Annotated in this window: 17 protein-coding genes and 1 pseudogene; 6 read left to right on the top strand and 12 right to left on the bottom strand. The window is 61.9% G+C overall.

Annotated features, from left to right (window positions below):
• Window positions 1-79 precede the first annotated feature (79 nt).
• Window positions 80-1195 carry a Gfo/Idh/MocA family protein gene (locus tag AB4N92_RS27850; RefSeq protein ID WP_236267080.1) on the bottom strand — a complete coding sequence of 372 codons (1116 nt, stop codon included), beginning with the start codon at window positions 1193-1195 and terminating at the stop codon, window positions 80-82.
• A 306-nt stretch (window positions 1196-1501) separates the two neighbouring features.
• Here AB4N92_RS27850 and AB4N92_RS27845 point away from each other — a divergent pair, with 306 nt between their 5' ends.
• Together AB4N92_RS27845 and AB4N92_RS27840 are read left to right on the top strand one after the other, a co-directional pair.
• A complete protein-coding gene (locus tag AB4N92_RS27845) occupies window positions 1502-2530 on the top strand; it encodes a WD40/YVTN/BNR-like repeat-containing protein (protein ID WP_029529128.1) in 1029 nt (342 codons plus the stop codon).
• Window positions 2531-2545: 15 nt separating this feature from the next.
• The gene (locus tag AB4N92_RS27840) at window positions 2546-4921 is read left to right on the top strand and encodes an efflux RND transporter permease subunit (protein WP_236267081.1); all 2376 of its coding nucleotides are present in this window, start codon (window positions 2546-2548) and stop codon (window positions 4919-4921) included.
• A gap of 39 nt (window positions 4922-4960) precedes the next feature.
• Here AB4N92_RS27840 and AB4N92_RS27835 read toward each other — a convergent pair whose 3' ends face one another.
• Window positions 4961-9871, bottom strand: a complete 4911-nt coding sequence (locus AB4N92_RS27835) for a dermonecrotic toxin domain-containing protein (protein ID WP_236267082.1) — start codon at window positions 9869-9871, stop codon at window positions 4961-4963.
• Between the two features lie 139 nt (window positions 9872-10010).
• Between AB4N92_RS27835 and AB4N92_RS27830 the strand changes: the two genes are divergently transcribed.
• The 4 genes from AB4N92_RS27830 (at window position 10011) to AB4N92_RS27815 (ending at window position 12081) form a co-directional block, all read left to right on the top strand.
• Window positions 10011-10298 carry a DUF5629 family protein gene (locus AB4N92_RS27830; RefSeq protein ID WP_010210024.1) on the top strand — a complete coding sequence of 96 codons (288 nt, stop codon included), beginning with the start codon at window positions 10011-10013 and terminating at the stop codon, window positions 10296-10298.
• A complete protein-coding gene (locus AB4N92_RS27825) occupies window positions 10285-11460 on the top strand; it encodes a lactonase family protein (RefSeq protein WP_137206038.1) in 1176 nt (391 codons plus the stop codon). Before AB4N92_RS27830 ends, AB4N92_RS27825 begins: the two co-directional genes overlap by 14 nt.
• A gap of 156 nt (window positions 11461-11616) precedes the next feature.
• Window positions 11617-11796: a hypothetical protein gene (locus tag AB4N92_RS27820; protein ID WP_010210027.1), complete on the top strand. Its 180-nt coding sequence runs from the start codon at window positions 11617-11619 to the stop codon at window positions 11794-11796.
• A gap of 159 nt (window positions 11797-11955) precedes the next feature.
• A complete protein-coding gene (locus AB4N92_RS27815) occupies window positions 11956-12081 on the top strand; it encodes a hypothetical protein (RefSeq protein WP_021491563.1) in 126 nt (41 codons plus the stop codon).
• Here the strand turns inward: AB4N92_RS27815 and AB4N92_RS27810 are convergent.
• The 10 genes and pseudogenes from AB4N92_RS27810 to AB4N92_RS27765 form a co-directional block, all read right to left on the bottom strand.
• The gene (locus tag AB4N92_RS27810) at window positions 12078-12671 is read right to left on the bottom strand and encodes a glutathione S-transferase (RefSeq protein ID WP_042572240.1); all 594 of its coding nucleotides are present in this window, start codon (window positions 12669-12671) and stop codon (window positions 12078-12080) included. The two genes, AB4N92_RS27815 and AB4N92_RS27810, sit on opposite strands and share 4 nt — an antisense overlap.
• Complete coding sequence (locus AB4N92_RS27805) at window positions 12668-16306, bottom strand: AAA family ATPase (RefSeq protein WP_236267083.1); 3639 nt, start codon at window positions 16304-16306, stop codon at window positions 12668-12670. Before AB4N92_RS27805 ends, AB4N92_RS27810 begins: the two co-directional genes overlap by 4 nt.
• Window positions 16303-17543 (bottom strand): annotated as a pseudogene (locus AB4N92_RS27800) (exonuclease SbcCD subunit D C-terminal domain-containing protein). The gene AB4N92_RS27805 and the pseudogene AB4N92_RS27800 overlap by 4 nt, the downstream one beginning before the upstream one ends.
• 98 nt (window positions 17544-17641) lie before the next feature.
• Entirely contained in the window at window positions 17642-19282 is a 1641-nt protein-coding gene (locus AB4N92_RS27795) for a BatD family protein (RefSeq protein WP_236267084.1), read from the bottom strand.
• Window positions 19279-21018, bottom strand: a complete 1740-nt coding sequence (locus tag AB4N92_RS27790; protein WP_010210035.1) for a tetratricopeptide repeat protein — start codon at window positions 21016-21018, stop codon at window positions 19279-19281. The genes AB4N92_RS27795 and AB4N92_RS27790 overlap by 4 nt, the downstream gene beginning before the upstream one ends.
• Window positions 21015-22103 carry a vWA domain-containing protein gene (locus AB4N92_RS27785; protein WP_021491559.1) on the bottom strand — a complete coding sequence of 363 codons (1089 nt, stop codon included), beginning with the start codon at window positions 22101-22103 and terminating at the stop codon, window positions 21015-21017. The genes AB4N92_RS27790 and AB4N92_RS27785 overlap by 4 nt, the downstream gene beginning before the upstream one ends.
• On the bottom strand, window positions 22096-22590 hold the full coding sequence (locus AB4N92_RS27780) for a DUF4381 domain-containing protein (protein WP_021491558.1): 495 nt from the start codon (window positions 22588-22590) through the stop codon (window positions 22096-22098). Before AB4N92_RS27780 ends, AB4N92_RS27785 begins: the two co-directional genes overlap by 8 nt.
• On the bottom strand, window positions 22587-23519 hold the full coding sequence (locus AB4N92_RS27775) for a DUF58 domain-containing protein (protein WP_069673401.1): 933 nt from the start codon (window positions 23517-23519) through the stop codon (window positions 22587-22589). The genes AB4N92_RS27780 and AB4N92_RS27775 overlap by 4 nt, the downstream gene beginning before the upstream one ends.
• Before the next feature lie 5 nt (window positions 23520-23524).
• Complete coding sequence (locus tag AB4N92_RS27770; protein WP_010210043.1) at window positions 23525-24484, bottom strand: AAA family ATPase; 960 nt, start codon at window positions 24482-24484, stop codon at window positions 23525-23527.
• A 146-nt stretch (window positions 24485-24630) separates the two neighbouring features.
• Window positions 24631-24984: a hypothetical protein gene (locus AB4N92_RS27765; RefSeq protein WP_010210044.1), complete on the bottom strand. Its 354-nt coding sequence runs from the start codon at window positions 24982-24984 to the stop codon at window positions 24631-24633.
• Between the last annotated feature and the right edge of the window lie 99 nt (window positions 24985-25083).

Genomic DNA, 25083 nt, shown 5'->3' with positions numbered 1-25083 from the left:
TGGCTTGCCTGCGAGAGCGGTGTATCAGTCACATCGCTATCGCAGGCAAGCCAGCTCCCGCAGGGTTCGGTGGGTTGGTTTAGAGTGCGTTCACTGTTACCCAGCGTTCTTCGAGGGCAGCTACGCGAATCGCCGTCGCCAGCCGCTCCACCTCCCACGCCGCTTCGAAATCAGTGCCATCCGCGCCTTGACCGGCTATGGCCATGATCAATTCCTGCACTTCCAGCGTCTTTAGTTCGTTGTACCCCAACTGATGCCCCGCCGCCGGACTGAACGCCGCATAACCGGGCAGGGCCGGTCCTGCGAGCACGCGTTGGAACCCGTCCTGGCCCACGCGACACACCTGCAATTCATTCAAGCGCTCCTGATCGAACGCCAGTGTGCCTTTCGTCCCGCTGATCTCGAAACTCAGGTGGTTCTTGTATCCGTGCTTCAGCCAACTGCTGCTCACCGTGCCGCGCGCGCCGTTGGCGAAGCGCAGCAGGGCATGCACCTGGTCATCCACCGCGATGGGTTTGAGCTGCGCGCTGCCGTTGATGGCAGGTCGCCGGGCGTGGACGGTCTGGGTATCGGCACACACACTGACCACATCACCGAGCAGATAGCGCGCCATCGACAGCAAGTGGCTGCCCAGGTCCGCCAGGGCGCCGCCGGCATGCTCGACTTCGCAACGCCACGACCATGGAGAGGCCGGGTCGGCCATGAAGTCTTCGCTGAACTCACCCTGGAAGCTGATGATTTCGCCCAGTTCGCCACCGGTAATCATCTGCCGCGCCAACGTAATCATCGGGTTGTGCTGGTAGTTGTAGCCCACCCGCGTGACGACCCCGGCGGCACTGGCGGCGCGGCGCATGGCGTCGGCTTGTTCCAGGCTCACCGCCAGGGGTTTCTCGCAGTACACCGCCTTGCCCGCCGCGATGGCTGCCATGGCCATGGGGTAGTGCAAATGGTTGGGAGTGGTGATGGCCACTACGTCGACATTGGGATCATTGATCAAGGCTTGCCAGTCGCCGTGGGCCTGGGCAAATCCCCACGCCTTGGCGCAGCGTTGTGCGCGTTCGGTGTCGGCGTCGGCCAGCGCCGCCAGCTTGAGGTGTACCGGCAGTTCGAATACCGCGCGGGCGTTATTGAAGGCCAAGGCGTGGGCACGCCCCATGAAGCCTGTGCCGATCAAGCCGATTCCGAGTTCACGCATTGCCGTGGTCCTTTGGATTATTGTTTTCAGTGGGCTTATTAATGGAATAAAAATTCCCTAAATTCAATAGATGGAATAAAAATTCATTGAGGCCCCGACGATCACCCCGGCGAATGCAGTTATATTCAGGCTCTGACGAAAGCGGCTCAGTTAACAAAAGATAACGTAGCGCCGATTGTCAGACGATTCGAAAGCCCGCTAGGATGGCCCCTGCTTCCTCCAGGCGCTCTAGATTGCAGGTTTCAAGGCCCCGGAAGGCAGCGATAACAATAATAAATGGGAGAAAGGTCTATGAGTGAGCCTGTCATGGGTTGGGTTGTCTGCCGCCCACGCGCCGCACGCAGGGTTGCGATGCTGGCCGCAGCGCTCTCGCTGTTTGGCGCTGTCGCGTTGCCGACGGTTGTCCAGGCCGCCAGCGATACCTCTTTTGCGATTGAATCCCCCAAGGCCGCCAAAGGCCTGATGATCGATGTGGTCCATGCGGGCAAGCGCCTCGTGGCGGTTGGTGATCGCGGGCACATTCTCTATTCCGATGACCAGGGCAGCACCTGGACCCAAGCCAAAGTGCCCACCCGGCAGTTGCTCACGGCGGTGTTTTTCATCGACGACAAGCAAGGCTGGGCGGTGGGCCATGATGCGCAAATTCTTTCCAGTTCCGACGGCGGTGCCACCTGGACCCAGCAGTACCAGGATCTTAAGCGCGAAGCCCCGTTGCTTGATGTGTGGTTCAACGATGCCAATCACGGCCTGGCCGTCGGCGCCTATGGCGCGCTGATCGAAACCACCGACGGCGGCAAGACCTGGGAAGACGTCAGCGACCGCCTCGACAACGAAGACCAGTACCACCTCAACGCCATCGCCTCCATCAAGGACGCCGGCCTGTTTATCGTCGGCGAGCAGGGCAGCATGTTCCGCTCCAGCGACGACGGCCAGACCTGGGAAAAACTCGAAGGCCCCTACGAGGGCTCGCTGTTTGGGGTGATCAGCACGGCGCAACCGCGAACCCTGCTGGCCTATGGCTTGCGCGGCAACCTGTACCGGTCGACGGATTTCGGCAGCACCTGGGAGCAAGTTGAACTCAACGCCGCGCGGGGCGCGCTGGAGTTTGGTTTGTCCGGCGCGACGTTGCTGGAAGACGGCTCGATTGTTGTCGTTGGCAATGGTGGCAGCGTGGTGGTCAGCCATGACGACGGGTTGACCTTCAGCGTATTCAACCGTCCGGACCGGATTTCCCTTTCGTCCGTCACGGCGGCAGGCAATGGCAACTTGATTCTGGCCGGGCAGGGTGGCGTTCGCGTCGCTAAAGCCGATGGCGCCGAACCGACAAAACAATAAGAAGGCGGGGAAAGAATGAGCAGTCATCACAACGATAAAGCGACCTTTCTTGAGCGCCTGATCTTCAACAACCGCCCGGCAGTGATCGTGATCTGCCTGCTGGTGAGCATTTTCCTGTTCTGGCAGGCGACGTTGATTCGCCCCTCCACCAGCTTCGAAAAGATGATCCCGCTCAAGCATCCCTTCATCGAGAAGATGATGGAGCACCGCAATGACCTGGCGAACCTGGGCAACACGGTGCGTATCTCGGTGGAGGCCAAGGACGGCGACATCTTCACCAAGGAATACATGGAGACCCTGCGTCAGATCAACGACGAGGTGTTCTACATTTCCGGGGTCGACCGCTCGGGCCTGAAGTCGCTGTGGAGCCCCAGCGTACGCTGGACCGAAGTGACCGAAGAAGGCTTTGCCGGCGGTGAAGTGATTCCGCAGAGCTACAACGGCTCGCCGGAAAGCCTCGATCAACTGCGCAACAACGTGCTCAAGTCCGGGCAGGTCGGGCGCCTGGTGGCCAACGATTTCAAATCGAGCATCGTTGACATCCCACTGCTGGAGTCCTACCCGGACCCACAAGACCAGGGCAAGTTGCTGGCCCTCGACTACCGCAAGTTCTCCCATGAACTCGAAGACAAGATCCGCACCAAATTCCAGGAGCAGAACCCCAACGTCCAGATCCACATCGTCGGTTTTGCCAAGAAAGTCGGTGACCTGATCGATGGCCTGATCATGGTGGTGCTGTTCTTCGGCGTGGCCTTTGGCATCACCCTGGTCCTGCTGCTGTGGTTCACCAACTGCCTGCGCAGCACCATTGCGGTCTTGAGCACCACCCTGGTGGCGGTGGTGTGGCAACTGGGCCTGATGCATGCCGCCGGTTTCGGGCTGGATCCCTACTCGATGCTGGTGCCGTTCCTGATTTTCGCCATCGGTATTTCCCACGGCGTACAGAAGATCAACGGTATCGCCCTGCAATCGAGCGAGGCGGACAACGCGCTGACCGCCGCACGCCGCACCTTTCGCCAATTGTTTCTGCCGGGAATGATCGCGATCCTGGCCGATGCGGTGGGCTTCATCACGCTGTTGATCATCGACATTGGCGTGATCCGTGAGCTGGCCATCGGCGCCTCTATTGGCGTGGCGGTGATCGTGTTCACCAACCTGATCCTGCTGCCAGTAGCAATTTCCTACGTCGGTATCAGCAAACGCGCAATAGCCAAGAGCAAGAAAGACGCCAATCGCGAACATCCGTTCTGGCGCCTGCTGTCGAAGTTCGCCAGCCCTAAAGTCGCGCCGGTCTCGGTCTTCCTGGCCCTGATCGCCTTCGGTGGCGGCCTCTGGTACAGCCAGAACCTCAAGATCGGCGACCTGGACCAGGGCGCGCCGGAGCTGCGCCCGGACTCGCGCTACAACAAAGACAACAACTTCATCATCAGCAACTACTCCACCAGTTCCGACGTGCTGGTGGTGATGGTCAAGACCAAGGCCGAGGGCTGCTCACGCTATGAAGCCATGGCGCCCATCGACCAGTTGATGTGGAAGATGCAGAACACCGACGGCGTGCAGTCGGCGATCTCGTTGGTCACCGTGTCCAAGCAGATGATCAAGGGCATGAACGAAGGCAACCTGAAATGGGAAACCCTGTCGCGCAACCCGGATGTGCTGAACAACTCCATCGCCCGTGCCGATGGCCTATACAACAACAATTGCTCGCTGGCGCCGGTGCTGGTGTTCCTCAACGACCACAAGGCTGAAACCCTCGACCGTGCGGTGCATGCGGTGCAGGACTTTGCCAAAGAGAACAACAAGGACGGCCTGGAGTTCATCCTTGCCGCCGGTAACGCCGGGATCGAAGCGGCCACTAACGAAGTGATCAAGGAGTCCGAGCTGACGATCCTGATCCTGGTGTACCTGTGCGTGGCGACGATGTGCATGATCACCTTCCGCTCTTGGGCCGCGACGCTGTGCATCGTGCTGCCGCTGGTGCTGACCTCGGTACTGGGCAACGCGCTGATGGCGTTCATGGGCATCGGCGTCAAGGTCGCGACCCTGCCGGTGGTAGCGCTCGGCGTGGGGATTGGCGTGGACTACGGCATCTACATCTACAGCCGCCTGGAAAGTTTCCTGCGCGCCGGTTTGCCGTTGCAAGAGGCGTACTATCAGACGCTCAAATCCACCGGCAAGGCCGTGCTGTTCACCGGCCTGTGCCTGGCGATCGGCGTGTGCACCTGGATCTTCTCGGCCATCAAGTTCCAGGCCGACATGGGCCTGATGCTGACGTTCATGCTGCTGTGGAACATGTTCGGCGCACTGTGGCTGCTGCCGGCACTGGCGCGGTTCCTGATCAAGCCCGAGAAGCTGGCGGGGCAAAAGGGTAATTCGTTGTTTGCCCACTGAACCAGGGCGTGAGGGCGTCTTCGCCCTCACGCTCGGTTGTCACTGACGGGGCCGTGGGGCCTGCACGATCTTCAGGAATATCTGGTCCACCGGCGGGGTGATCAGTACGTAGAGAACCCGACTGAGCGGCACGGCGGACGGTTCCGGCTGCTGGCGCAAATGGGCCTGCACGTGTTCCTTGAGCAAATCCTTCTGTGTGTATTTACGCTGTTCCGCCAACTTCAGGTGCGCCCGCGTGTAGTGCGCGGGCGGGGCGTCGGCGCTGGCGTAGTGAAAGTGCGCATACCACAACACCACCGGCGGTTTTTTTGCCTTGTCATACACGGCGTATTCGGTGAAGAAGTCGCCGCTGAGGGTCGGACGTTGCAGGTCGGCCACGCTGGTCAGGTTGATGTCGATCTGTTTGTGTTCCCATAGATAATTGAGGCTCTCCTGTGTTGGCCATTGGCGCTTATACGCATCACTGCATAAACGCTCTGCCTGCCGGGTCATGTCCCGCGCTTCGTCCCTGTATTCATCGATCAGGCGCTGTACCGCCGGTTTTTGCTCAAGGTGTTCGCGTAGCAATTCATCGGCCAATGCGGTGAGTTTTGCAGCTTGCCCGGTGAGCAGTTCATTCCAGTTGCCGGGGTCAACGTGTTGGCGGGTGAGGGCGGAATCGAGTTTTTTCTGCTCGGCTTCTATCAGTTGACCAATGCCTTTGCGTTCGTTGACCAACGCCAGGGCCAAGCCTTTGATTGTCGCCAGCGATCGACCCGTGGGCGCGGGCTCTGCCGAGGCTGCGGGCGTGTCGGAGGTGGCCTCCCAACCGTCTTCATGCCGGTTGAAGGTGGCAATGGTTTCGCCGGTCGGCGTATCGACGATGGTGAACTGCTCTTCAAGCTGTTGCGCATTGGTCTGCTTGAGGTCCCCAACCAGGTATTTCTTCTTGCGCGTTTTGAATACCCGTTTGGAGGCCGGCTTGGGGCGCAGCGTCTTGGACAAGGGTAATTCGACGTCCAGCGCTTCCTGCTTGCTCACCACGCCTTCCAATTCGGTTTGCGCCAGGGCCTGGGCATATTCAAGGCCTGTCAGCAAGCGCTCGGCCTCCGGGCGCAGGCAGCGTGGATTGATGATCTTGAGCGCACGAATGCCCTCCTCATAACGGCGGTACTCGTTGAGGACGGTTTCATACACGTCCCGCTGATCGGCAAGCGGGTACTCGGCGCCACTGCGCACATCGATGTGAGACTGCAGCGTTTCAAACAGGTCGGTTTGTTCGAGGCGATCGAGGTAAAACCGTTCCAGGGGCACCACCGACGTATGGGTCTTATCAAGGCTGGCGGCGGTGAGATAACTCAGCGTATTGAGCTTCAGGTTGTCGGCAAAAAAGTTCTGCGGGAACTGGATCCGAGACAGCTTTTCCTGGCGTATGGCGCGTCCCGCCACCGAGTCTTGCGCCAGCTGTTCGAGGGTCTGCTCCATGGCCGTGGAGACCTCGGCCATGTGCTGGCGGATGTTTGCCGATTCAACGGTGTTGCTGATGTATTCCTCATAGACCGTGAAATCTTCCAACAGATTATCGATAAACATCCTGCGTGCCATGTGCTCCATGGGCTCACCCGCCCTGGAAAAACGCATGGCGTTCAACCGGTCCAACAGCAGCGTGTGGATGGCCAACTGTTGATCCCAAATGGTTCCCAGGATTCTGGCCCGCTCCTGTACATGCGTACCGGCGCCCCCGACCCGTTCGAGTTCTTTGCCCACTTTGACCATTTCCAGGCGTGGGGACAGTGACTGGGCAAACTGATCTTCCAGGTTTTGCAACAAGATCTTAAACTCGGTGCGCCGCGCCTGGTGTTCCAGGATTTCCCGCTGATGGCGTTCCGCAAGCGCCGGTTTTTGTCGGGAAGTGGCTTTTTGCAGAAGATCCCAGATCAATCGCACGGTTTTGCGTTGGTTCTTCAAGGCTGTGAGGGCGTCCAGCATTTGATCCATTGTTGCCAGGAACGGCGGCATCAAGCCGCTGATTTCTGAATTGAGTGCCTCCCCGCGCGCGACAAGTTCGGCTTTTCTACGCTGATTTTCTTCACGCAAACTCGCCATCCGCTTGGGACCACCGCCTAGCAGTTTAAGGCCACGGTCCAATGTCCAATGCCCCTTGCCGTCGGTTTTAAGCTTGATGCCTGGGTGGTCGGGTTTCTGCGGGTGAATGATGAAGACCTCGCCAAACCCCGGTGTAATGCTGACCCTGAACAACAGGCCGCCGACCGAGGCATGCCATAGGCCGTCGATCCTGTACAACCCTTGGTGAGGGCCGATGCTGATCGGGTTCGGCGGCGGCGTAGGCCAGGCAATGTTGACCGCGCGCAGCGTGTTCAACAGCTTGCTCGCGGCCGCATCACCGGCCACCGATTGGTCAAAGTCCAGCAGCGTACGGCCTCCACCGGGCGGTTCGGAAGGCACGCCAATCTTGCCGTGTTCAATCAGGACCGTTCGCGCCAGCGGTGAGCCAGTCGGCTTGCGTCTGAAAGGCTGGCGCGTCATGACCTGTGTATCCGGCGCCGCGGTGTCGGGTGCCACAGTCACCGAGCCATGGTGCAACAGCAGCATGGCGATGTTCTGCAGCAGGTCAACCCAAACCAACTCCCTTGCCGTCGGGTCATGGCTCTCCAGGGCCGGCACGTCCTGCGTGAGGCTTTGTACCAGTTGCATCAGCCAGCCGACGGCCGCCAGCGGCCCGCGTACGGCCATCAACAGCGTGTTGAACCCCAGTTGCATGCCTTCGATTATCAGTGCCCAGCGACTTTCCCTGTTGGACGTCGAGGCGCGTTCGGCCTGGTCCAGCAACTGCCGGGTTTCACTGCCGAACAGGTACTCCATCAGGCGCCCATTGTTCAGCGCCTGGAGGATTTCATCGCTGCTCTCGTCACCAGCGCCAGCCAATTGGGCAGGCTCGGGAACGCTGGGCAACGGGGCGAATTCCGAGCCCATGCCGACTCTGACAATGTGAGGCTGTGTGAATCCGCCGTTGCTATAGATGGCTCTCGCGGTCTCCGGCAGCCAAGTCAAGACGCTGTCCTGCAGCGCGCCCGGCACTGCGATGGCTGCCAGCAGGCTGTCGCGATTGGCAAACTCCAGCAGTGCGTCGCGATAGGCGGGCCGATACAGCACGTGCGGCCCTCGCTGTGTATCGCGGGGTTCGATGATGAACATATTCTGTACGACGTCGGCCGTGGCGCCGGGCTTGCGCAGGAAGGCCAAGGCGCGGATGACAATGGCGTCATCGTCGACCTGCTGCGCCAATGGCTCAGGGTCGAGCACGGCATTCACACAACGAACACCGCGATGGGTCAGGCCCGCCTGTCCTTTGATCTTGTGTTCCAGCGCCTGGGTTTTCAGATGAACCGGGCGCTGCTGTTCGAACAGGCGTTGGCGTTTTCGCGCGACGTCGGTATCGCTCATCAGCGCCTGGCGTAGGTAACGAGGGTAGTTTTGGCCGATGTCGACACGCTGCACCAATTGGCGGATGTAATCGTCGGTCAACCAGGCTTCGAGTTCACGACCCGCGCGATGGCGCAGTGTCATACGGCCTTTGGGCGCACCCGACAGGTTTTGCAGGGCCAGATCGACCAGGCTTATGCAGACCGGTTCGACGTAGCCACCGGCCAGTGTGCCGACCGGGACGTGGAAGGTCAGTTCCAGGTCATCTGCGTTGTACCCGGCTGCCCGCGCAGCGTCATCGCAATGACGTCGGCCGCCGAGCGCCTGCGCGCGGTCCAGGCACAGTTGGTGATTCAAGTGCTCGGTGGCATAACTGCGCAGCGTTTCTACGCCAGCGAAGTCTGAGTCACCCAGGGTCAGTCGGCGTATACCGGCTTGCTCCAGCAGGCACTGATGATAGGCCAGACGGTCGGCGGTGCTGGCGCGCTGCAGCCAGCCAGGCAAGCCTGCCTGGATCGAGGCCAAGGTGGTCCGTGGGGTGCTGGATGAGGCGCTGAACAAGAGCGCCGGGTCGGTGGCCGTGGCAAACAAGTCCTCCAGGGCTTGCACGCTGGATGTGCCGGGCAATTCAATCGCGGCCAGGTTATCCAATTGCTGGTTGATGATCAGTGCGGCTTGCACCTCGAAAATATTGCCGTCGGGCTCGTACTGCTGCCAGGTGATCCTGTCGGCGCCGTAACGTTGTTGCATGCTTGCACCCCATGCCTGGCCGAAGGCATCGAGGTCGGCGTATGCCTCGATTTCTCCCGATACGCGACACAGCAACACCTGCGCCTGGCAGACCACCAGGAGGTCGATGGCTTGCAGGGTGAGTCGGCTGCGAGCCTGGTCCAGATGCGTTTCCAGGGTATAGGCGTGTACCGCGCCCTCACGCCCTGGCCGGCGTGCACGGGTGGCGCGGTCGGGGTAGCGGGCCAGCGTGGCCAGGGTTTTCAGTGCGGGCATCGCGGCGCCGGCCTGGCCAATCGCCGAATCCAGCAGCGAGCCTTGCAGGACCTTGGCCAACCATTGCCAGCGACTGCCGCCGGCATCGCTGTCCTGGCTCCAGTAGGTTGCCAGCGCGTCTTGAAAGCCGATGAACAGTAGTGTCGGCAGCTCCCGGATGACAGCTTCGATCACCGCCACGTCATAGTCGCGAGCACCATTGGCTTGAAAGGTGAGGCGGGTGCCGGTGGCATCGCCTAGGTAGCAATCCAGGTTGTTGCGCGCAGACAAGTCCGGGAAATTGCCATCGGCCATGTAGCCCAGCGTCACCTCCAGCAGCGGCAATAGGGCGCGGCCACCGCCGTCCCGCGGTACGGCCAGTCGCAGTTCACCGACGGGATGCGCCAGCGGCGGGTAGTGTTCTTTCAAGTGGGTGGTCAGCATCTGCGCGGTGACTGAGCGCAACGTCGGGCGGGTGCGAAATTGGGCCTCAACCGCTTGTCGGGTCGGGTGTGCGGCAGGTGGGGTGTTGGGGTCTGTCATGGGTATTCCTTTACGCGGGATAGGACATGCCCAAGCAAGGTAATGCGCAGCGCCGCGACCCGGTGGTAGCCCGTTATGGTTTAGGCCCTGGCGGCAAACTCGCCTATGATTAGCCCTTTGAACCTGATGAAAGACTGTGATGACTGATAATTTGCCTGCCGTCCTTGAAGCTTCCGACATGCTTGAAATCGATGGGCTGCATGCCTTCGACTTCGTGCTCGATAAAGAGAAACTGCTGATCATCGCCATGGACGGCCGCGCGGAAAAACGCTGGTGCTTCAGCCTGGAGCAAGTCCAGGCAGCTACCTTCGATGACACCTTGCAAAGCTGGACCCTTACCGGTGAGTCGGGCGAGCACCGCCTGATCTGCATGAGTGCGTTCACCGGCAACAATAACAACGAGGAGCAAGCGGATGATGATGCGTAAATTCTGGCCCCTGCTGATGGCGGGCAGTGTCGGTGCGATGTCGGTGCAGGCCGCGCCGGCCGAGACTTACGAGTTGCTGGTGGGTAGCTACACCGCGGGCAGCAGCGAAGGGATCTATCGCCTGCAGTTCAATAGCCGGACCGGTCAGTTCAGTGGCAAGCCGGTACTGGCCGCGAAGGCTGCCAACCCGTCGTGGCTGACGGTCTCCAAGGACCAGAAACACCTGTTCGTGGTCAACGAAAACGGCCCCGGCCAGAACGACCCGGTCGGTCGCGTCAGCAGCTACAGCATCGATCCGCAGAATTACCAGCTCACCTTGATCAATCAGGTGCAGAGCCTGGGCAACGAGCCGACCCACTCCAGCGTCGCCGCTGACGGGCGCTATGTGTTTGTCGCCAACTATTCGGTACTCGAAGACCCGGGTGGCAGCCTGGCGGCCCTGCCGGTCGATGCGACGGGCAAGCTATCAGCTCCCGTGCAACTGAGCGGGCATCCGTCCAGCCGTGTGAACCCAGAGCGGCAGGCGTCCAACCATGTGCACTCGGTAGTGTCGTCGCCAGATGGCCAATACGTGTTCGTCCAGGACCTGGGCGCAGACAAGGTGTTTGCCTACCACTACGACCCCAAGGCCAACCCTGAACTGCCCTTGACGCCGGCCAGCCCGGCCTCGGTGCAACTGCCGCCCGGCAGTGGCCCACGGCACCTGCTGTTCAGTGCAGATGGCAAGCATGCGTGGTTGACCACCGAGATGAGCGCACAGGTGGCGGTGTTTGATTACAAGGACGGCCAACTGACCCAGACCCAGTTGGTGGACTTCGCCGCCGGGCAGCCGGTGTCGGACAAGGCCGGCGCCGCGTTGCATGCGTCCAGTGATGGCAAGTTCCTCTACGTGAGCAACCGTGGTACGGCCAACCAACTGCTGGTGTTCAGCATCGACCCGGCCACCGCGCACCTCAAGGAGCTGCAACGCCGTCCCGTGGAAGGCGACCACCCGCGCGAGTTCAGCCTGGACCCGAGCGGGCGGTTTTTGTTGATTGCCAACCAGAAAAGCAATGAAATCGTGGTGGTCGAACGCGACCCCAAGACCGGCCTGCTGGGTAAAACCGTGCAGAAAATGCCGATCGATGCGCCCAGTGACCTCAAGTTCCTGGTGCGTCAATAAGCCACAGGCCCCGCGATGCGGGGCCTGAGCCTTTGTATTAATTCTATTAATAGCGGCTACTGTTTCAAAGCATTTCTAAGGCTTAGCCCTCGGGCGTAAGTTTGGTTCCAAGGCCTTCCCCGGCCACTCAACCAAACGAACACAAGGGTTACCGACATGAATTTGAATCTCTTCTCCATCATCGCCGCTTCCGCTGTTTCCGCCACTGTTGCGCTGCCAGCAGCAGCCAGCGTGGAAGTCACCGGCAAAAAATCCAGCACCAGTGCCTACACCCAGAAATACCTGCAACAAAGCGCCAACTTCTACGCCGCACTCGATCACAAAACCCAGCAATAACCTGCACACCCGCAGACGCCAAACCACTGGAACGAAGCCTGGCTCGTTCGAGTGGTTTGGCGTTTGTGCAGGCGTGGAAGAAAAATGATTGATATCACATTGCCATGTGTTTAAATTTGACGCTCAACTTTTGACGCTTTTCTTCATGGAATCGACAGCATGGCAATCCGACTCGCCGCACTCATACTGGCCCTCTATTCCGCGCCCATCCTGTCTTCTGTGCAGGGGGTAGACAGTGAGCCTGAGATTGCCCGCGAGCGATTGCTGGATTTGGCCCAGGGCTAAACCTTCGCCATCACCGCGACAAACAGCGGCGATTGCAGAAACCGCTCCAGCCAGTGCTGCAAGCGGGGGTACGGGGCACTGGCAAACCAGTCCCGATCCACATGGGCAAACTGCCGCACGAACGGCGCCAGGGCCATGTCCGCCAGGCTTGGATGATCCGCCAGCAAATAGGCGCGGCCCGCCAGTAATGCTTCAAGCTTGCGCAAAAATACTTCGCCCTCGGCCCGATAGTGTTCCATCGGCAGTTCCGGGTAGCGTTCGGCGTACTTGTATCGATCCAGGTGATACTTGAAGCCTTGGTCATTCTCGGCAACGAGCGCCAGCACCGCCGGATCACCCTGCAGTAACCAATCCTGCGGATCATGCTGCGCCAGCGCCCATTGCATGATGGCCAGGCTTTCATCGATCACCTCGCCCGCCACACTCAACACCGGCACCGTGCCCTTGGGCGAAAGCGCCAGCATCTCGGCCGGCTTGGCCTTCAGGCTGACTTCAATGATGCGCACGGGCACGCCGCTGTAGCGCAAGGCCAGCCGCGCACGCATGGCATAGGGGCAGCGCCGGAATGAATACAGCAGCGCCTCGCTCATTTGACCTCCAGGGTGCTCAAGCCATTGCCCTGGCGCTTGACCTGAATCTGCACAGGAATGCGTTCGTGCATTTCCTGTACGTGGGAGATCACCGCAACCTTACGGCCTTGAGCCTGCAAGCCATCCAGCGCATCCATCGCCAATTGCAACGATTCCGGGTCGAGGCTGCCGAAGCCCTCATCGATAAACAGTGACTCGATCTTCAACGTGCTGGAAGCCATCGACGCCAGGCCCAAGGCCAGCGCCAGGGACACCAGGAAGGTTTCGCCGCCGGACAACGAATGCACCGAGCGCAATTCATCGCCCATTTCCGTGTCCATCACCAACAGGCCAAGCATGCTGCCGCCACGCTTGAGGCGGTAACGCCGCACCAGCTGACGCAGTTGCACGTTGGCGTGGTGCACCAACAGGTCGAGGTTGTAGGCCTGGGCGATCTTGCGGAAGGTGTCGCCGGTGGCCGAGCCGATCAGCGCGTTCAGGCGTGCCCAGCGTTGCCACTCGTCATAGGCTTTGGCGATGTGCTCGGCGAAGGCCTGGTTGGCCTCCTGGCGGCGCTGGTCTTCGGACTGCCGTGCGCGCAGTTCGGCGCAGATTTTCTCGCCTTCGGCCAATTGCTGGTTGAGCGTGGCCAGGGCGCTGTCCAAGGCTTGGGCCTCAAGATTGCCATTGTGCAGGGCCTGGTGGTCGGCGAGGCGCTGTTCGCGTTCTTGCAGCAGCACCTTGGCCTGTTCGACGGCTTTTTCGCTGAGCTGCAACTGTTGGCGCAATTGGCTGACCTGGGCGTCATCGTAGGCCAGCAAATGGCTAAGCCCTGCGTCATCGAGTTCCGGGTGCAGGGCACGCCATTCGCTGATGCGCGTGGCGAGGGCATGGTGTTCGGCCTGCAACGCGTGTTCGCGTTCCTGCTGGGCCTTGAGGTCGGCGGCCAGTTCGATCAGTGCATTGTGGATCTCTTGCAGCTGTTTGTTTGCGTCGGTTTCGCTTTGACGTGACTGGGTCACGGCCTGTTCCAGCTGCTGCTGCCAGTGTTCGGCGCTGGAGTGCTCGCCCAGTAACGCGCTGAGTTTTGCCTGGGCCGTTTGCTGTTGGCTCGCCAGCTCGTTGACCTGCTGGAGCAGGGCGTCGAGTTGTTGCTGGCGATGTTGCTGGTGAGTCTGTTCCTTCTCGATCGCCTGTTGGCGATCTTGTTGCTCAGCCAGCTCATCGCGTTGATGGCCCAGCTGTTCCAGGCGCTGGTTGACCTGCTGGTCCAGCTGCATGAAGGTGGCGGCCGGCTCGGCGCGCAGACCTTCCAGGGTGTCCGCGGGCAGCAGGTTGGCGAAGGCGCTCAGTTCCTGATCAAGGCGTTCGCGGTCACCGGCCAGCTCGCGTTGCTGGTCGACCAACAGTTGACGGGCTTGCTGGCTCGCGTCCTGGGCGGCTTGCAACTGCTGCTGCAGGCGCCCGGCGTTTTGTTGCAGATTAAGCAGGGCGCCTTGGCGTTGTTCGTCCTGGCTGATGCGCTGGGTCAGTTGGCCCAGTTGCTGTTCGAGCCAGGCGCTGCGTTTCGCAGTTTCCTGGTTGAGCAACGACGCGTACAGCGGGTGTGCATCCAGGCTCGGCTTGAGTGCTTGCTGTTGCGTCGCCAGGTGTTCCTGCTGTTGCAGGTATTCCTTCTGCTGGGCGATCAAACCGCCCACTTCGCCACGCAACTCGGTGAGCTTTTCCTTGAGTGTATCGACCGCTTTCTGCGCCGCGGCTTCTTCGTTTTCGTCATGACGACCGAGGCTTTGCAACAGGGCTTCGGGCTGGTGGTACGGATGTTCGTGGCTGCCGCACACCGGGCAGGGCTGGTCGTCCTGCAACTGCTCGCGCAACTCTTCGACGCTGGCGCTGCGGGCCAGGCGCTGGCGTTCCAGCAGCTGTTTGGTCACGTTTAGCGTCTGTTCGGCAACGCTCAGCTCTGCCTTGGTTTGCAGGCCGGCCTGGTTCAACTGCTCGCGCTGCTGTTGGGCATCGGTGAGCTTTTGCGTCAAGGTAGCGGCTTGTTGGTCCAACTGCTGCTGGTTGTCCCACAGGCGTGTCAGATCTTCGAACGCGCGCTGCTGTTTGCGATTGTCTTGCAGCAGGCTGGCCAGTAGTTGGATCTGTTCGGCCACGGCGTGAGGCTCGGCACCGGCCTCCTGATACAGCAGGTCCAAGGCTTCGCGTTGCTGGGTGAACTGTTCGGCGGCGCTGGTCGCACGTTGCTCCAACTGCGGCAGTTCGGCTTGGCCTTTATTCAGGCGGTTGCCTATCAGCATCAACTGTTGCAAGCGGTCGCGGTAGGCGGTCCAGGCGTCGCTCAGCGGTGCCAGCGCCGCGCTGCGGTCAAGCTCGGTGCTCAGGCGTTGCAAGCGTTCGGCGACCTGGTTCTGTTTTTCCAGCAGGCCAGTGAGCTGGCGCTGGCCTTCGATGCAGGCGCTTTCGTGTTGCTGTTTGTCCTCGATGCGCTTTGCCAACTCTTTGGTCAAGTGGGCGAGGGTGCTCTGTTCTTCGAACGCCTGGCGCAGCAAAGGCACGGCATCAGCCTGGTTTTTCAGGGCTTGCGCCAATGCGGTTTGCGCGCTGGCTTGCTGTTGTTGGGCCTGTTCCTGGCGAGTATGCAGTTCGCCTTGTTGTTGGCGATGCAACTGGATCTGCGCGGCCAGCGGCGCAAGCAGGGTGCTCAGCTCTGCCTGGCGCGCAAACTGGTGACGCTGTGGCGCCAACTGATCCAGGCGGCTCAGGTCGTCACGTTGCTGGCCCTGGTTATCCCACTCGGCCTGCGCCCGCTGTAGCTGTTCGGTAGCGGCGAGTTGGCGCTCTTGCCATTCGCGCAGTTCCTTGAGCCAGGTGTGCTGCAACTCCAGCTGCTTGAGCTGGGCTTGCTGGGTCTTGAGGTGTTGTTGCGCCGCGTCGAATTGCTGATCCAGTTCGGCACGGGCTTCGGCGGCCAGCGGCACCACACCGGTCGCCTGGTCCTGTAGCTGTTTATGCGCTTCCCTGGCCTCTTTGGCCTTGTCGAACGCGCGCCGACCGAGCTGGGTGTAAAGGGCTGTGTCGGTGAGTTTTTCCAGCAGTTCGCTGCGCTCATTGTCGTTGGCCTTGAGGAAGGCGCTGAACTCACTTTGAGCGAGCAACACGGCACGGGTGAACTGTTCGAAGTTCAGGCCCAGGGCCAGTTCCAGTTGGGTCTTGTATTCGGTTTTCTGGCTGGCCAGCAGTTGGTCGCTGTCCAGGTCGATCAGGCTTTGGCGGCTGTTCTGCAATTTGCCGCTGGCTTTGTCCCGTGCGCGGTTGGCTTCCCAGCGTGCGCGGTAGCGACGGCCACTGACGCCGACGAAGTCCACCTCGGCATAACCGCCACCGGTGCCACGCCGCAGCAAGGTGCGCGGGTCACCAATGGAAATGTCGCTGTCGGCATCCGGCATCTTCGCCTGGCCGGTATCGCCCAGGCGCGGCACCGCGCCAAACAGCGCCAGGCACAAGGCATCGAGCAGGGTACTTTTACCGGCGCCGGTCGGCCCGGTAATCGCGAACAAACCGGCACTGGCCAGCGGCTCGGCCGTGAAGTCGATCTCAAACGGGCCCGCCAGGGAGGCGAGGTTTTTCAGGCGGATGGCGAGGATCTTCATGGCTGTTCGCCCTCCTGTTGCACTTCCTGGAGCAGCACGGCGAAGTCCTTCAAGGTCTGTTCATCCACGTCACTGCCATAACTGTCCTGCCAGGCGCGGCTGAACAATTCCTGGGGCGTGAGCTGGTCGAGATCGATCAGGCGGTCGTCGCCTTCGTCCTCACGGCTGCCGGTACCGGCGTATTCGGCGGCGATGCGCACCAGGCGCACGGCCTTGCCTTGCAGCGCGCTTTCGATCTGCTGACGCAGATCGGGTTGTGGTTCATCCAGGCGTACGCGAACTTCGAGCCAGGGGTGGCGCTGGGTTTCGGCAAGCAGGTCGATATCCGGCAACTCGGCCAAGGCCTTGAGGATATCGGCCAGGGGCGCGGCTTCCAGGCGTTGCAGGTCGACCGAGCGGGGGATCAGCAGCGGTTCGACACTCACCAGGCATTGGCCCTGAAACGTCACGTCGAGAATCTGGTGTTTATAGCCGATTTCGGAAAACGACAGCGGAATCGGCGAGCCGCTGTAGCGAATGCGTTCTTCGCCATTGACCTTTTGCGGCTTGTGCAAATGGCCGAGGGCAACGTAGGCGACACTTCTATCGAACAGGCTGGCCGGCAGCGCCTCGGCATTGCCGATGATCAGGCTGCGCTCGGAGTCTTCCGACACCGAACCACCGGCCATGTGCGCGTGGCTGATGGCAATCAGCGCCTGGCCTTTTTGCGCTTGGCGTTGGCGGCGGCGATCAGCCATTCATGCACCTGGCCGATGCCGCGCAGGTAGTCGTCACCCAAGTGCGCACCGGTGACTTCCGCCGGACGCAGGAACGGCAACGCCAGGCACCAGGCGGCAATCTTGCCTTTGGCATCCGGCAGCGGGATCAGCAGGCGTTCGGCGTCGAGTTGGCCGTCATCCAGCCACAGCACGCGGCCCAGCGCATGGGTACGCAGGCGCCGCATCAACGGCGCGGGCAGCTCGATACGCGAGCCGGAATCGTGGTTGCCGGCGATCATCACGATGGTCAGCTTGGGGTTCTGTTCATGGGCGCTGATGATGAAGTCATACAGCCGCTCCTGGGCCTTGAGGGGCGGGTTGACCGTGTCGAAGATATCACCGGCGATCAGCAGCACATCCGGGAGATGGGTTTTCAGTTGGCCCAGCAGCCACTCAAGGAAACAGGCGTGTTCGAAGTCGCGTTCCTGGCCATGGAGGTTTTGGCCCAGGTGCCAGTCGGAGGTGTGAAACAGACGCAAGGCGAACTCCGTGGAGAATATGAAAAGGAAGGGAGTTTACCTGCAAAAACACACTCAGTGCCCGCGGGAGGCCAAGATCCAGTGTGGGAGGAAGCAGGCTATTTGGGATACAACGGCGGCAAACTGGTGGTATCCGCCGCCGGGTCCAGTTCACGTTCAGCTATCGGAATCGCTTTCACGGCACGCCACAAGTCCTCACCCAGCCAGAAATGCCCACTCTCGCTGTACAGCGCGCCATTCAAGCCATCCAATGCATCCGACAATGGCACAAATCGCGCTGCCATGTCCGCGAGCGTTTCCGGCTGCTGCCGCGCCCAGGCGTCGAGGGCCTGGCGGGTGGCTTGAGGGTCGTTGGCCTGGGTGGCGCGTTTAAGGTCATCGAGCAGGGTGCGCGGGCTCGGGCCCGTTTGCGCGGCACGTTGCACGGCCGGTTGCCGGCGTGCGCGCCACCACAGGCCAAAACCCAGCAGGGTGGTGCAGGCGAAGAGCAACGTGCTCAGTTGCCACAGCCACAGGCGTTCATCATCCGGCGCGGTGATCACCGTGGGCGTGGCGGGAGTGTCGACGGCCAGGCTCGGGTTGATCGCCACTTGCAGGGTGCGCGCGGGCAGGCTGGTACGCTCCAGATGATCTTCGTGGGTGTTCCACCACACTACGTCCACGGCGGGCAGGTCCATGCTGCCTGCGAGGGTGGGCACCAGGGCTTCGCGGTCTTCACGGCTACCGATCAGGCCACGGTCGTTGGTCTGGTTGCCGAGCACCGGTTGGTCCGGGTAGCGGCGCAGGCCGTTGACGTCGGTGCTGGGCAGGGCCGGCAGTTGTGCGCTGGACAGGCCTTCGGCCTTGACCGTGAGGCTGCGGGTCAGGGAGTCGCCGACCTGCACATGCTCAGGCGCCGGGTTCCAGTTTTCGCTCAGGGTCAGGCTGCGTGCCGGTAGCCATGGGGCGTCGGCGGGATATAGCGCGGGCTTGGGTTTGACCACCAGCGGTAACTCCGCAGAGCTGACGTGAATCAGCTTGCCCGGCTTGGTGCCTTGCAGGGTGTTTTCCTGCGGTGGGCGCGACTCCACCAGCGTGGCGCTGAAGGTCTGCGCCGGAATCGCCAGGGTGCCGCTGTGCTGCGGATAGATCGCGTAGCGGGTCTCGATCACGCCATGGCGGATACTGTTGATGACCTTTTCGTAGGTGCGGGACTCGCCCAACTGCTCCACGCGCGCATCGGCAATCTGCAGGGGGGTGAGGCTGCTGTCATCGTACAGCGACACCGAGTGGTAGACGCGTACGGTCAACAGTGCCTGGGCCTGGACGTAGACGCTGGTCTGGTCAAGGTTGGCCTCGACAAACACCGGCGCCAGCTCGGCGGCGGTGTTCTGGCTGGCGGTTTCGACCACTTGCAGGCTGATGGGCTGGGTCTTGTATTCGCCCACTTGCAGGGGCGGGATGACCACTGTGCCGTTTTCCTTGGGCAGCAGGGTGATGATCCAGCGCGTGGTGGCGTGGTTATCGCCGCCCAAGGTGGTGAGCTGGTTGATCTGGCGGGTGCCGCTGACTTCGAACTGCGCATCCAGCGGCGACAGGTCCGGCTTGCCGAACTGCGTGACATCGCTGGACTCCACCGTCAATTCCACCGTTTCCCCGGAGTTGACGCGGCTGCGGTCGACGCTGGCGGTCAGGTTCGCCGCCTGGGCGTGGCCTGCCGAGAGGGCGAGCAGGAGCAGTAGGGTGGTGCGGCGGCTCATCGAGTCTTGTCCTGATGTTGTTGCTGTTCGTACCAGAATTTGCGGCGCAGCAGTTCACCGGGATTGTCCGGGATCTCCTGCAGCCATTGCTCCAGGGCCTGACGGTGTTCACCGTCGAGGCTCGCGTTGTCGGGGCGCAGCGGCGGGGTGGTGGTCTGTTCGTCGCCCAGTTCGCTGCCGGGCACTTCGTTGCCTGGGGGTGGCGATGGACTGCCGGCCTGGGTGTCGTCAGTACCGGATTCGCCCTGGCCCTGGGACGACGGCTCGCCCCCCGTGGCGTTTTGCCCACTGGCGCCCGGTTGCGCAGTTTGGCCGGGTTGAGTGGTTTCGTCATCTTCGTTTTTTGCCGGCTGGGTCGGTTCCGGTTCGTCGCGTTCCTGCACCAGTGCTTCCACCAACGCCTTGTTTTTCAGGGCGGGCTGCAGGTCGGGCTGGGCTTCGAGGGCCTGTTCGTAGGCATCGATGGCGGCTTCCAGCTCACCGGACCTGGCCAGGGCGTTACCCCGATTGTAGTGGGAGTAGGCGTCATTGCCTTCGGCAAACAGCTTGATAGCCTCGGCGTAGTTGCCGGCTTCGTAAAGCGCCACGCCTTTCCATTGCGGGTCTTCGAAGTGTTCGGCGGCTTCGGCAGGGCGTTTTTTCTTCAGCAGGTATTGGCCTTGCTGGTCGGGACGCAGCCACAGGTCCTGCAAGCTGAATGCGTAGCTGGGCTGTGGTGCGCTCAACAGCAGCAGGGGCAGGCAGAACAACCAGCCACGCCGCCCGGCACAGGCAGCGAGTAGCAACAGGGGCAGGAGCAGCCAGTAACCCTGGTCGGCCCAGGTGTCCAGGCGCAGCAGTTGGCCATCGTTGCGCAGGGTCTGCGGCGGGTCGAGCACGCCGAGTTGGCGCAGGTCTTTGTCGTCCAGGCGTGCCGCGCGGTAGCGCCCACCCATTTCACTGGCGAAGGCCTTGAGCGTCGGGCTGTCGAGGCGCGGCACCAGGATCGCGCCTTGTTCGTCCTTGAGAAATTCACCGCTTTCCTGGGTCACCGGCGTGCCTTCACGGCTGCCGATGCCGAGGATCGACAGGGTGGGCGATTGTGCGTTTTGCAGCAGCAGGCGAATGCCCTGGCGTTCCTGTTTGGACAGCGAAGAACCAATCAGCAGTAGGCGTCCCTGGCCGAGGCCACCTTGCTTGAGCAGGCCGAGGGCTTTCTCGACGGCCAGGTCGGCGCGATGGCCGGCCTCAGGCATGATCGAGGGGCGCAGGGCGTCCAGCAGGTTGCGGCTGGTGGCCAGGTCATCCGACAGCGGCACCAGGGTGTGGGCGCTACCGGCGTAGACGACGATGGCGGTTTGTGCGTCGGTACGCGCCTGCAACACGTCATATAGCTTGCGCCGTGCCTGCTCCAGGCGGTTAGGCGGGCTGTCGGTGGCGAGCATTTCCGGGGTCAGTTCCAGCAACACCACCAACGGATCGGAAGGCTTCTGGCTCGACTGCTCAACACGCTGCCAGCTTGGGCCGAGCAACGCCAGCACGGCCAACAGCCAGGCAATGCCCAGCAGCACCCACGGCGATTTGCTCTCGCGGCCGTTTCCACCCCTGAGCAACACGGCATGGAAGGCCGCAGGCAAGATCATCTGCCAGCGCCCGGCGCGCTTTTGCCGGTGCCACAGGTGCCACAGCAACCAGCCGAGCAACGGCAGCAGCAACAACCAGCCGGGGCGGAACCAGTGCGGCCACAGGTCGATCATCGACGCCTCCGCAAACGCAGGCGTTTGAGGCGTTGGCGCCATTCCGGGTGTTGTTGCAGGAAAATCCCCTTGCTCGACAATTTGTTGAACAACCGTTGCAGGGCGTTGTTCGGCCAGCGTTCTTGAATCACCAGCAGCATGCTCAGCACCAGCGCCAGGGCCAGCGGTGCGCTGTACAGCGCCAGGGCCGGGCGTGCCTGCGTCGGTTGCTGTTCGACCGGTTCCAGTTTGTCGAGGGTCTCCTTGATCGCTTGCAATTGCTCACCGTCACGGGCGCGGAAGTATTGGCCGCTGGTGACGTCGGCGATGGCCTTGAGCGCTGGCTCGTCGAGGTCCAGGCTCGGGTTGACGCCGAGGATGCCCAGGGAGCCGGTTTGTTCCGGGTCGGCGCCGATGCCGATCGGATAGATTTTTACCCCTTCTTCAGCGGCGAGGCGCGCGGCAGTCAGCGGGTCGATCTGCCCGGCGTTGTTGGCGCCGTCAGTGACCAGGATCAGCACGCGGCTCTGCGCCGGGCGCTGGCGCAGGCGTTTCAGGGCCAGGCCGATGGCGTCGCCAATCGCGGTGTTCTTGCCGGCAATGCCGATGCGCGCTTCATCCAGCCAGGTGCGCACGGTGCGGCGGTCAAAGGTCAGTGGAGCTTGCAGGTAGGCTTGGCTGCCGAACAGGATCAGGCCAACCCGATCACCTTCGCGGCCCTCAAGAAAATCGCCGAGCAGGTGCTTGACCAGGCTCAAGCGACTCACGTCTTCGCCCTGCCAATGCATATCGGGGAAGTCCATGGAGCCGGACACGTCCACCGCCACCAGCAGGTCGCGGCCACTGGCGGCGATCGGCAGCGGTTCGCCGAGCCATTCCGGGCGTGCGGCGGCGGTCAGCAGCAGCAACCACAGCACCACGAACGGTGCTTGTTGGCGCCAACCGGGCAAGTTGATGCGGGCGCGACGACGGGCCAGGCCTTCGAGGTCGCTGAGGTAGCTGACTTTCAAGGCGGGCTCACCGCTGTCGGCGGCCGGCAGCACCAGGCGCATCAACCACGGCAAGGGCAACAGGGCGAAGATCCACGGCCAGGCGAACTCAAACATGTTTGCGAATCCAGGTGTCGACGGCTTGGGTCAGGCCGGCGATAGCCTTGTCGTCCAGTTTGCATTCGGGTTTGTAGGCGCCCTCTACCAATACCATCCAGCGTGTGAGGCCGGCGGCGGGGCAGCGGTTATCGAGGAAAGCCAGCCATTTGCGGCCGTTGAGGGTGTGGCTCTGGCTATAGGGATAATCGTTGCGACACAGCCGTTTGAGCAGACCGTTGAGCTGTTGCAGCCAGGCGCCGGCGGGCGCGCCATCGTAAGGCTTGGGCATTAGCGCAAGCTCTGCCAGGGCGGCGATGCGCAGCGGGTCCAGCGGCTGTTCGGCGCGGGCGATGGGGCGGCGGGCCGGCAAAAAGCGGCGCAGTGACCACAGGCCCCAGCCGAGCAGCGGAATCACCAGCAGCAACAGCCACCAACCGGGTGCGGGCGGCCAGAAGCCGACGGCGGGCGGGGCGATCAACGGCTGCAGTTGGTCAAGGCTGCTCATTGTTTTTTAACCGGGCGTTGCGGGTTGAGGTATTCGCGCAGTTGCTCGACCATTTCGCTCTGGGTGCTCAGGGGCATCAGCAGCACACGCAGTTTCTGGGCGAGCAGCTCCCAGCGCGCGATGCGGGCTTCGGCCTGGGCCTTGTAGGCCTGGCGCAGATCGAAATTGAGCGTATCCAGTTCCAGTTGAGCACCGCGCTCCGCGAAGCGCAGCAGCCCGGCGGCGGGCAGGGCGTGGTCGAGTGGGTCGGAGATCGGCAACAGCAGCAGGTCGCAATGCCGCGACAATAGGCTGAGTTGTTGCTCGGCGCCTTCGGTCAGCGCGCGTTCATCGCAGATCACAATCACCAGGCTACCGGGGCGCAACACTTCGCGGCCACGGCGCAAGGCCATGCCGAGGGCGTCGGCTTCGGGGCGGCTTTCGGTGCTCAGGCTCTGGTTGACGCGCACCAGGCGGTTGAGCAATTGCAGCAGGCTTTGCTTGCTGCGGCGCGGCTTGATTTCGTAGTGCTCGTTGTCGCCGAACACCAGGCCGCCCACACGGTCGTTATGCCCCAGTGCGGCCCAGCCAATCAGACTGGCGGCCTGTGCGGCCAGCACCGACTTGAACATCTGCCCGGAGCCGAAAAACAGCCGGCAGCTTTGTTCCACCATGATGAAGATCGGTCGCTCGCGTTCTTCATGGAACAACTTGGTGTGCGGCTCTTGGGTGCGCGCCGTCACACGCCAGTCGATGGTGCGCACGTCGTCCCCGGCCTGGTACACGCGCACCTGGTCGAAGTCCACACCACGCCCGCGCAGCTTGGAGTGATGCAGGCCGATCAGCGGGCTGCGCTGGCTTGGCGTGGAAAACAACTGCACTTCGCGCACGCGATGGCGCATCTCGATCAACTCGCTGAGCGTGACGCGGACCCCATCGCTTGCGTTCATGGGTTTCAAGCGACGGCAACGACGTCGAGAATGCGCTGCACCACACGGTCCTGGTCAATGCCGGCGGCTTCCGCTTCGAACGACAGGATGATGCGATGGCGCAACACGTCGAACAGCACCGCCTGGATATCTTCCGGGCTGACAAAGTCGCGACCGGCCAGCCAGGCATGGGCGCGGGCACAGCGGTCGAGGGCGATGGAGCCGCGTGGGCTGGCGCCGTAGGCAATCCATTCGGCCATTTCCAGGTCGAACTTGGCGGGGGTGCGGGTGGCCATCACCAGTTGCACCAGGTATTCCTCTACGGCATCAGCCATGTACAGGCCGAGGATTTCCTTGCGCGCGGCGAAGATCGCCTGCTGGCTGACGCGGCGCTCAGGCTTGGTTTCGCCGTTGAGGGCTTCGCCACGGGCCTGTTGCAGGATACGTCGCTCGACGGCGGCGTCCGGGAAGCCGATTTTCACATGCATCAAGAAGCGGTCGAGCTGGGCCTCGGGCAACGGGTAGGTGCCTTCCTGCTCGATGGGGTTTTGCGTGGCCATCACCAGGAACAGTGGCGACAAGTCATACGTGCTGCGTCCGACACTGACCTGGCGCTCGGCCATGGCCTCCAGCAGGGCCGACTGCACCTTGGCCGGCGCGCGGTTGATTTCGTCCGCCAGCACCAGGTTGTGGAAGATCGGCCCTTGCTGGAACACGAAGCTGCCGGTTTCCGGGCGATAGATCTCGGTGCCGGTGATGTCGGCGGGCAACAGGTCGGGGGTGAACTGGATTCGATGGAACTGCGCTTCGATGCCTTCCGCCAACTCTTTGATGGCCTTGGTCTTGGCCAGGCCCGGCGCGCCTTCCACCAGCATATGGCCGTCGGCGAGCAACGCGATCAACAGGCGATCGATGAGTTTTTCCTGGCCGAGAATCTGCGTAGAAAGAAAGGTTCGCAGCGCAAGCAGCGCTTCACGATGTTCCATCGATGACGGTTCCTGGAGAGATGAGCCCGGCGGTCGAGCAAAAACGCCGGGCTTGGGAGGCTTACTTTAATGCATCGAGGGGGGTGGCGACTAACGGCGTAACGGGAATTTTTGGCAAAACTTGTAGGATTTTTGTGTGGGAGGCATCACGCGCGGACGTAGGTGCCAGTGCCTTTGAGGATGTTTTGCAGGGTTTCTTCGACTTCGGCCAGATCCGACGCGGCTGTGGCGTGGGTGATCTCAAGGTGATCCTTGCCGCCCAGTGCATCGGCGTCACCCGCCGCCAGCTCGACCCGTAGCGTGGTGTCACTCAGCGTGATCTTCAGCCCATCCAGGGTCGATGGCTCGTAGTCCCAGGTCAGCTCCACTTCGTCTTCATCCGGGTAGCGGGTCAGCATGAACATTTCGCCGTTCTTGCCGTGACAGCAAAGCATCGCCATGTTGTCCTCTTCGTCATCGCACGGGGTGACCATCAGGGCGTCGGTTTTCAGCTGCAGCATGGGGAATCCTGGTAGGGGGTAGGGCGTAATAGGGGCAATTGTGCCATTGCGGCGAATTTTGTGCTGCATCCTGTGTCAGACCCAGTGCATGACCTGACG

Source organism: Pseudomonas sp. S3_A09, from assembly GCF_054668065.1.
Note: the sequence above shows the minus strand (reverse complement) of the source record. Positions and strands in the feature narration are given on the sequence as shown.

Excerpts from the sequence above, each read along its gene's own strand:
- AB4N92_RS27820 (WP_010210027.1), top strand. The coding sequence starts at position 11,617 with ATGAATTTGAATCTCTTCTCCATCATCGCCGCTTCCGCTGTTTCCGCC.
- AB4N92_RS27785 (WP_021491559.1), bottom strand. The coding sequence starts at position 22,103 with ATGTTTGAGTTCGCCTGGCCGTGGATCTTCGCCCTGTTGCCCTTGCCG.
- AB4N92_RS27795 (WP_236267084.1), bottom strand. The coding sequence starts at position 19,282 with ATGAGCCGCCGCACCACCCTACTGCTCCTGCTCGCCCTCTCGGCAGGC.
- AB4N92_RS27805 (WP_236267083.1), bottom strand. The coding sequence starts at position 16,306 with ATGAAGATCCTCGCCATCCGCCTGAAAAACCTCGCCTCCCTGGCGGGC.
- AB4N92_RS27810 (WP_042572240.1), bottom strand. The coding sequence starts at position 12,671 with ATGAGCGAGGCGCTGCTGTATTCATTCCGGCGCTGCCCCTATGCCATG.
- AB4N92_RS27840 (WP_236267081.1), top strand. The coding sequence starts at position 2,546 with ATGAGCAGTCATCACAACGATAAAGCGACCTTTCTTGAGCGCCTGATC.
- AB4N92_RS27765 (WP_010210044.1), bottom strand. The coding sequence starts at position 24,984 with ATGCTGCAGCTGAAAACCGACGCCCTGATGGTCACCCCGTGCGATGAC.
- AB4N92_RS27825 (WP_137206038.1), top strand. The coding sequence starts at position 10,285 with ATGATGATGCGTAAATTCTGGCCCCTGCTGATGGCGGGCAGTGTCGGT.
- AB4N92_RS27770 (WP_010210043.1), bottom strand. The coding sequence starts at position 24,484 with ATGGAACATCGTGAAGCGCTGCTTGCGCTGCGAACCTTTCTTTCTACG.
- AB4N92_RS27850 (WP_236267080.1), bottom strand. The coding sequence starts at position 1,195 with ATGCGTGAACTCGGAATCGGCTTGATCGGCACAGGCTTCATGGGGCGT.
- AB4N92_RS27845 (WP_029529128.1), top strand. The coding sequence starts at position 1,502 with ATGGGTTGGGTTGTCTGCCGCCCACGCGCCGCACGCAGGGTTGCGATG.
- AB4N92_RS27780 (WP_021491558.1), bottom strand. The coding sequence starts at position 22,590 with ATGAGCAGCCTTGACCAACTGCAGCCGTTGATCGCCCCGCCCGCCGTC.
- AB4N92_RS27815 (WP_021491563.1), top strand. The coding sequence starts at position 11,956 with ATGGCAATCCGACTCGCCGCACTCATACTGGCCCTCTATTCCGCGCCC.
- AB4N92_RS27775 (WP_069673401.1), bottom strand. The coding sequence starts at position 23,519 with ATGAACGCAAGCGATGGGGTCCGCGTCACGCTCAGCGAGTTGATCGAG.
- AB4N92_RS27835 (WP_236267082.1), bottom strand. The coding sequence starts at position 9,871 with ATGACAGACCCCAACACCCCACCTGCCGCACACCCGACCCGACAAGCG.
- AB4N92_RS27790 (WP_010210035.1), bottom strand. The coding sequence starts at position 21,018 with ATGATCGACCTGTGGCCGCACTGGTTCCGCCCCGGCTGGTTGTTGCTG.
- AB4N92_RS27830 (WP_010210024.1), top strand. The coding sequence starts at position 10,011 with ATGACTGATAATTTGCCTGCCGTCCTTGAAGCTTCCGACATGCTTGAA.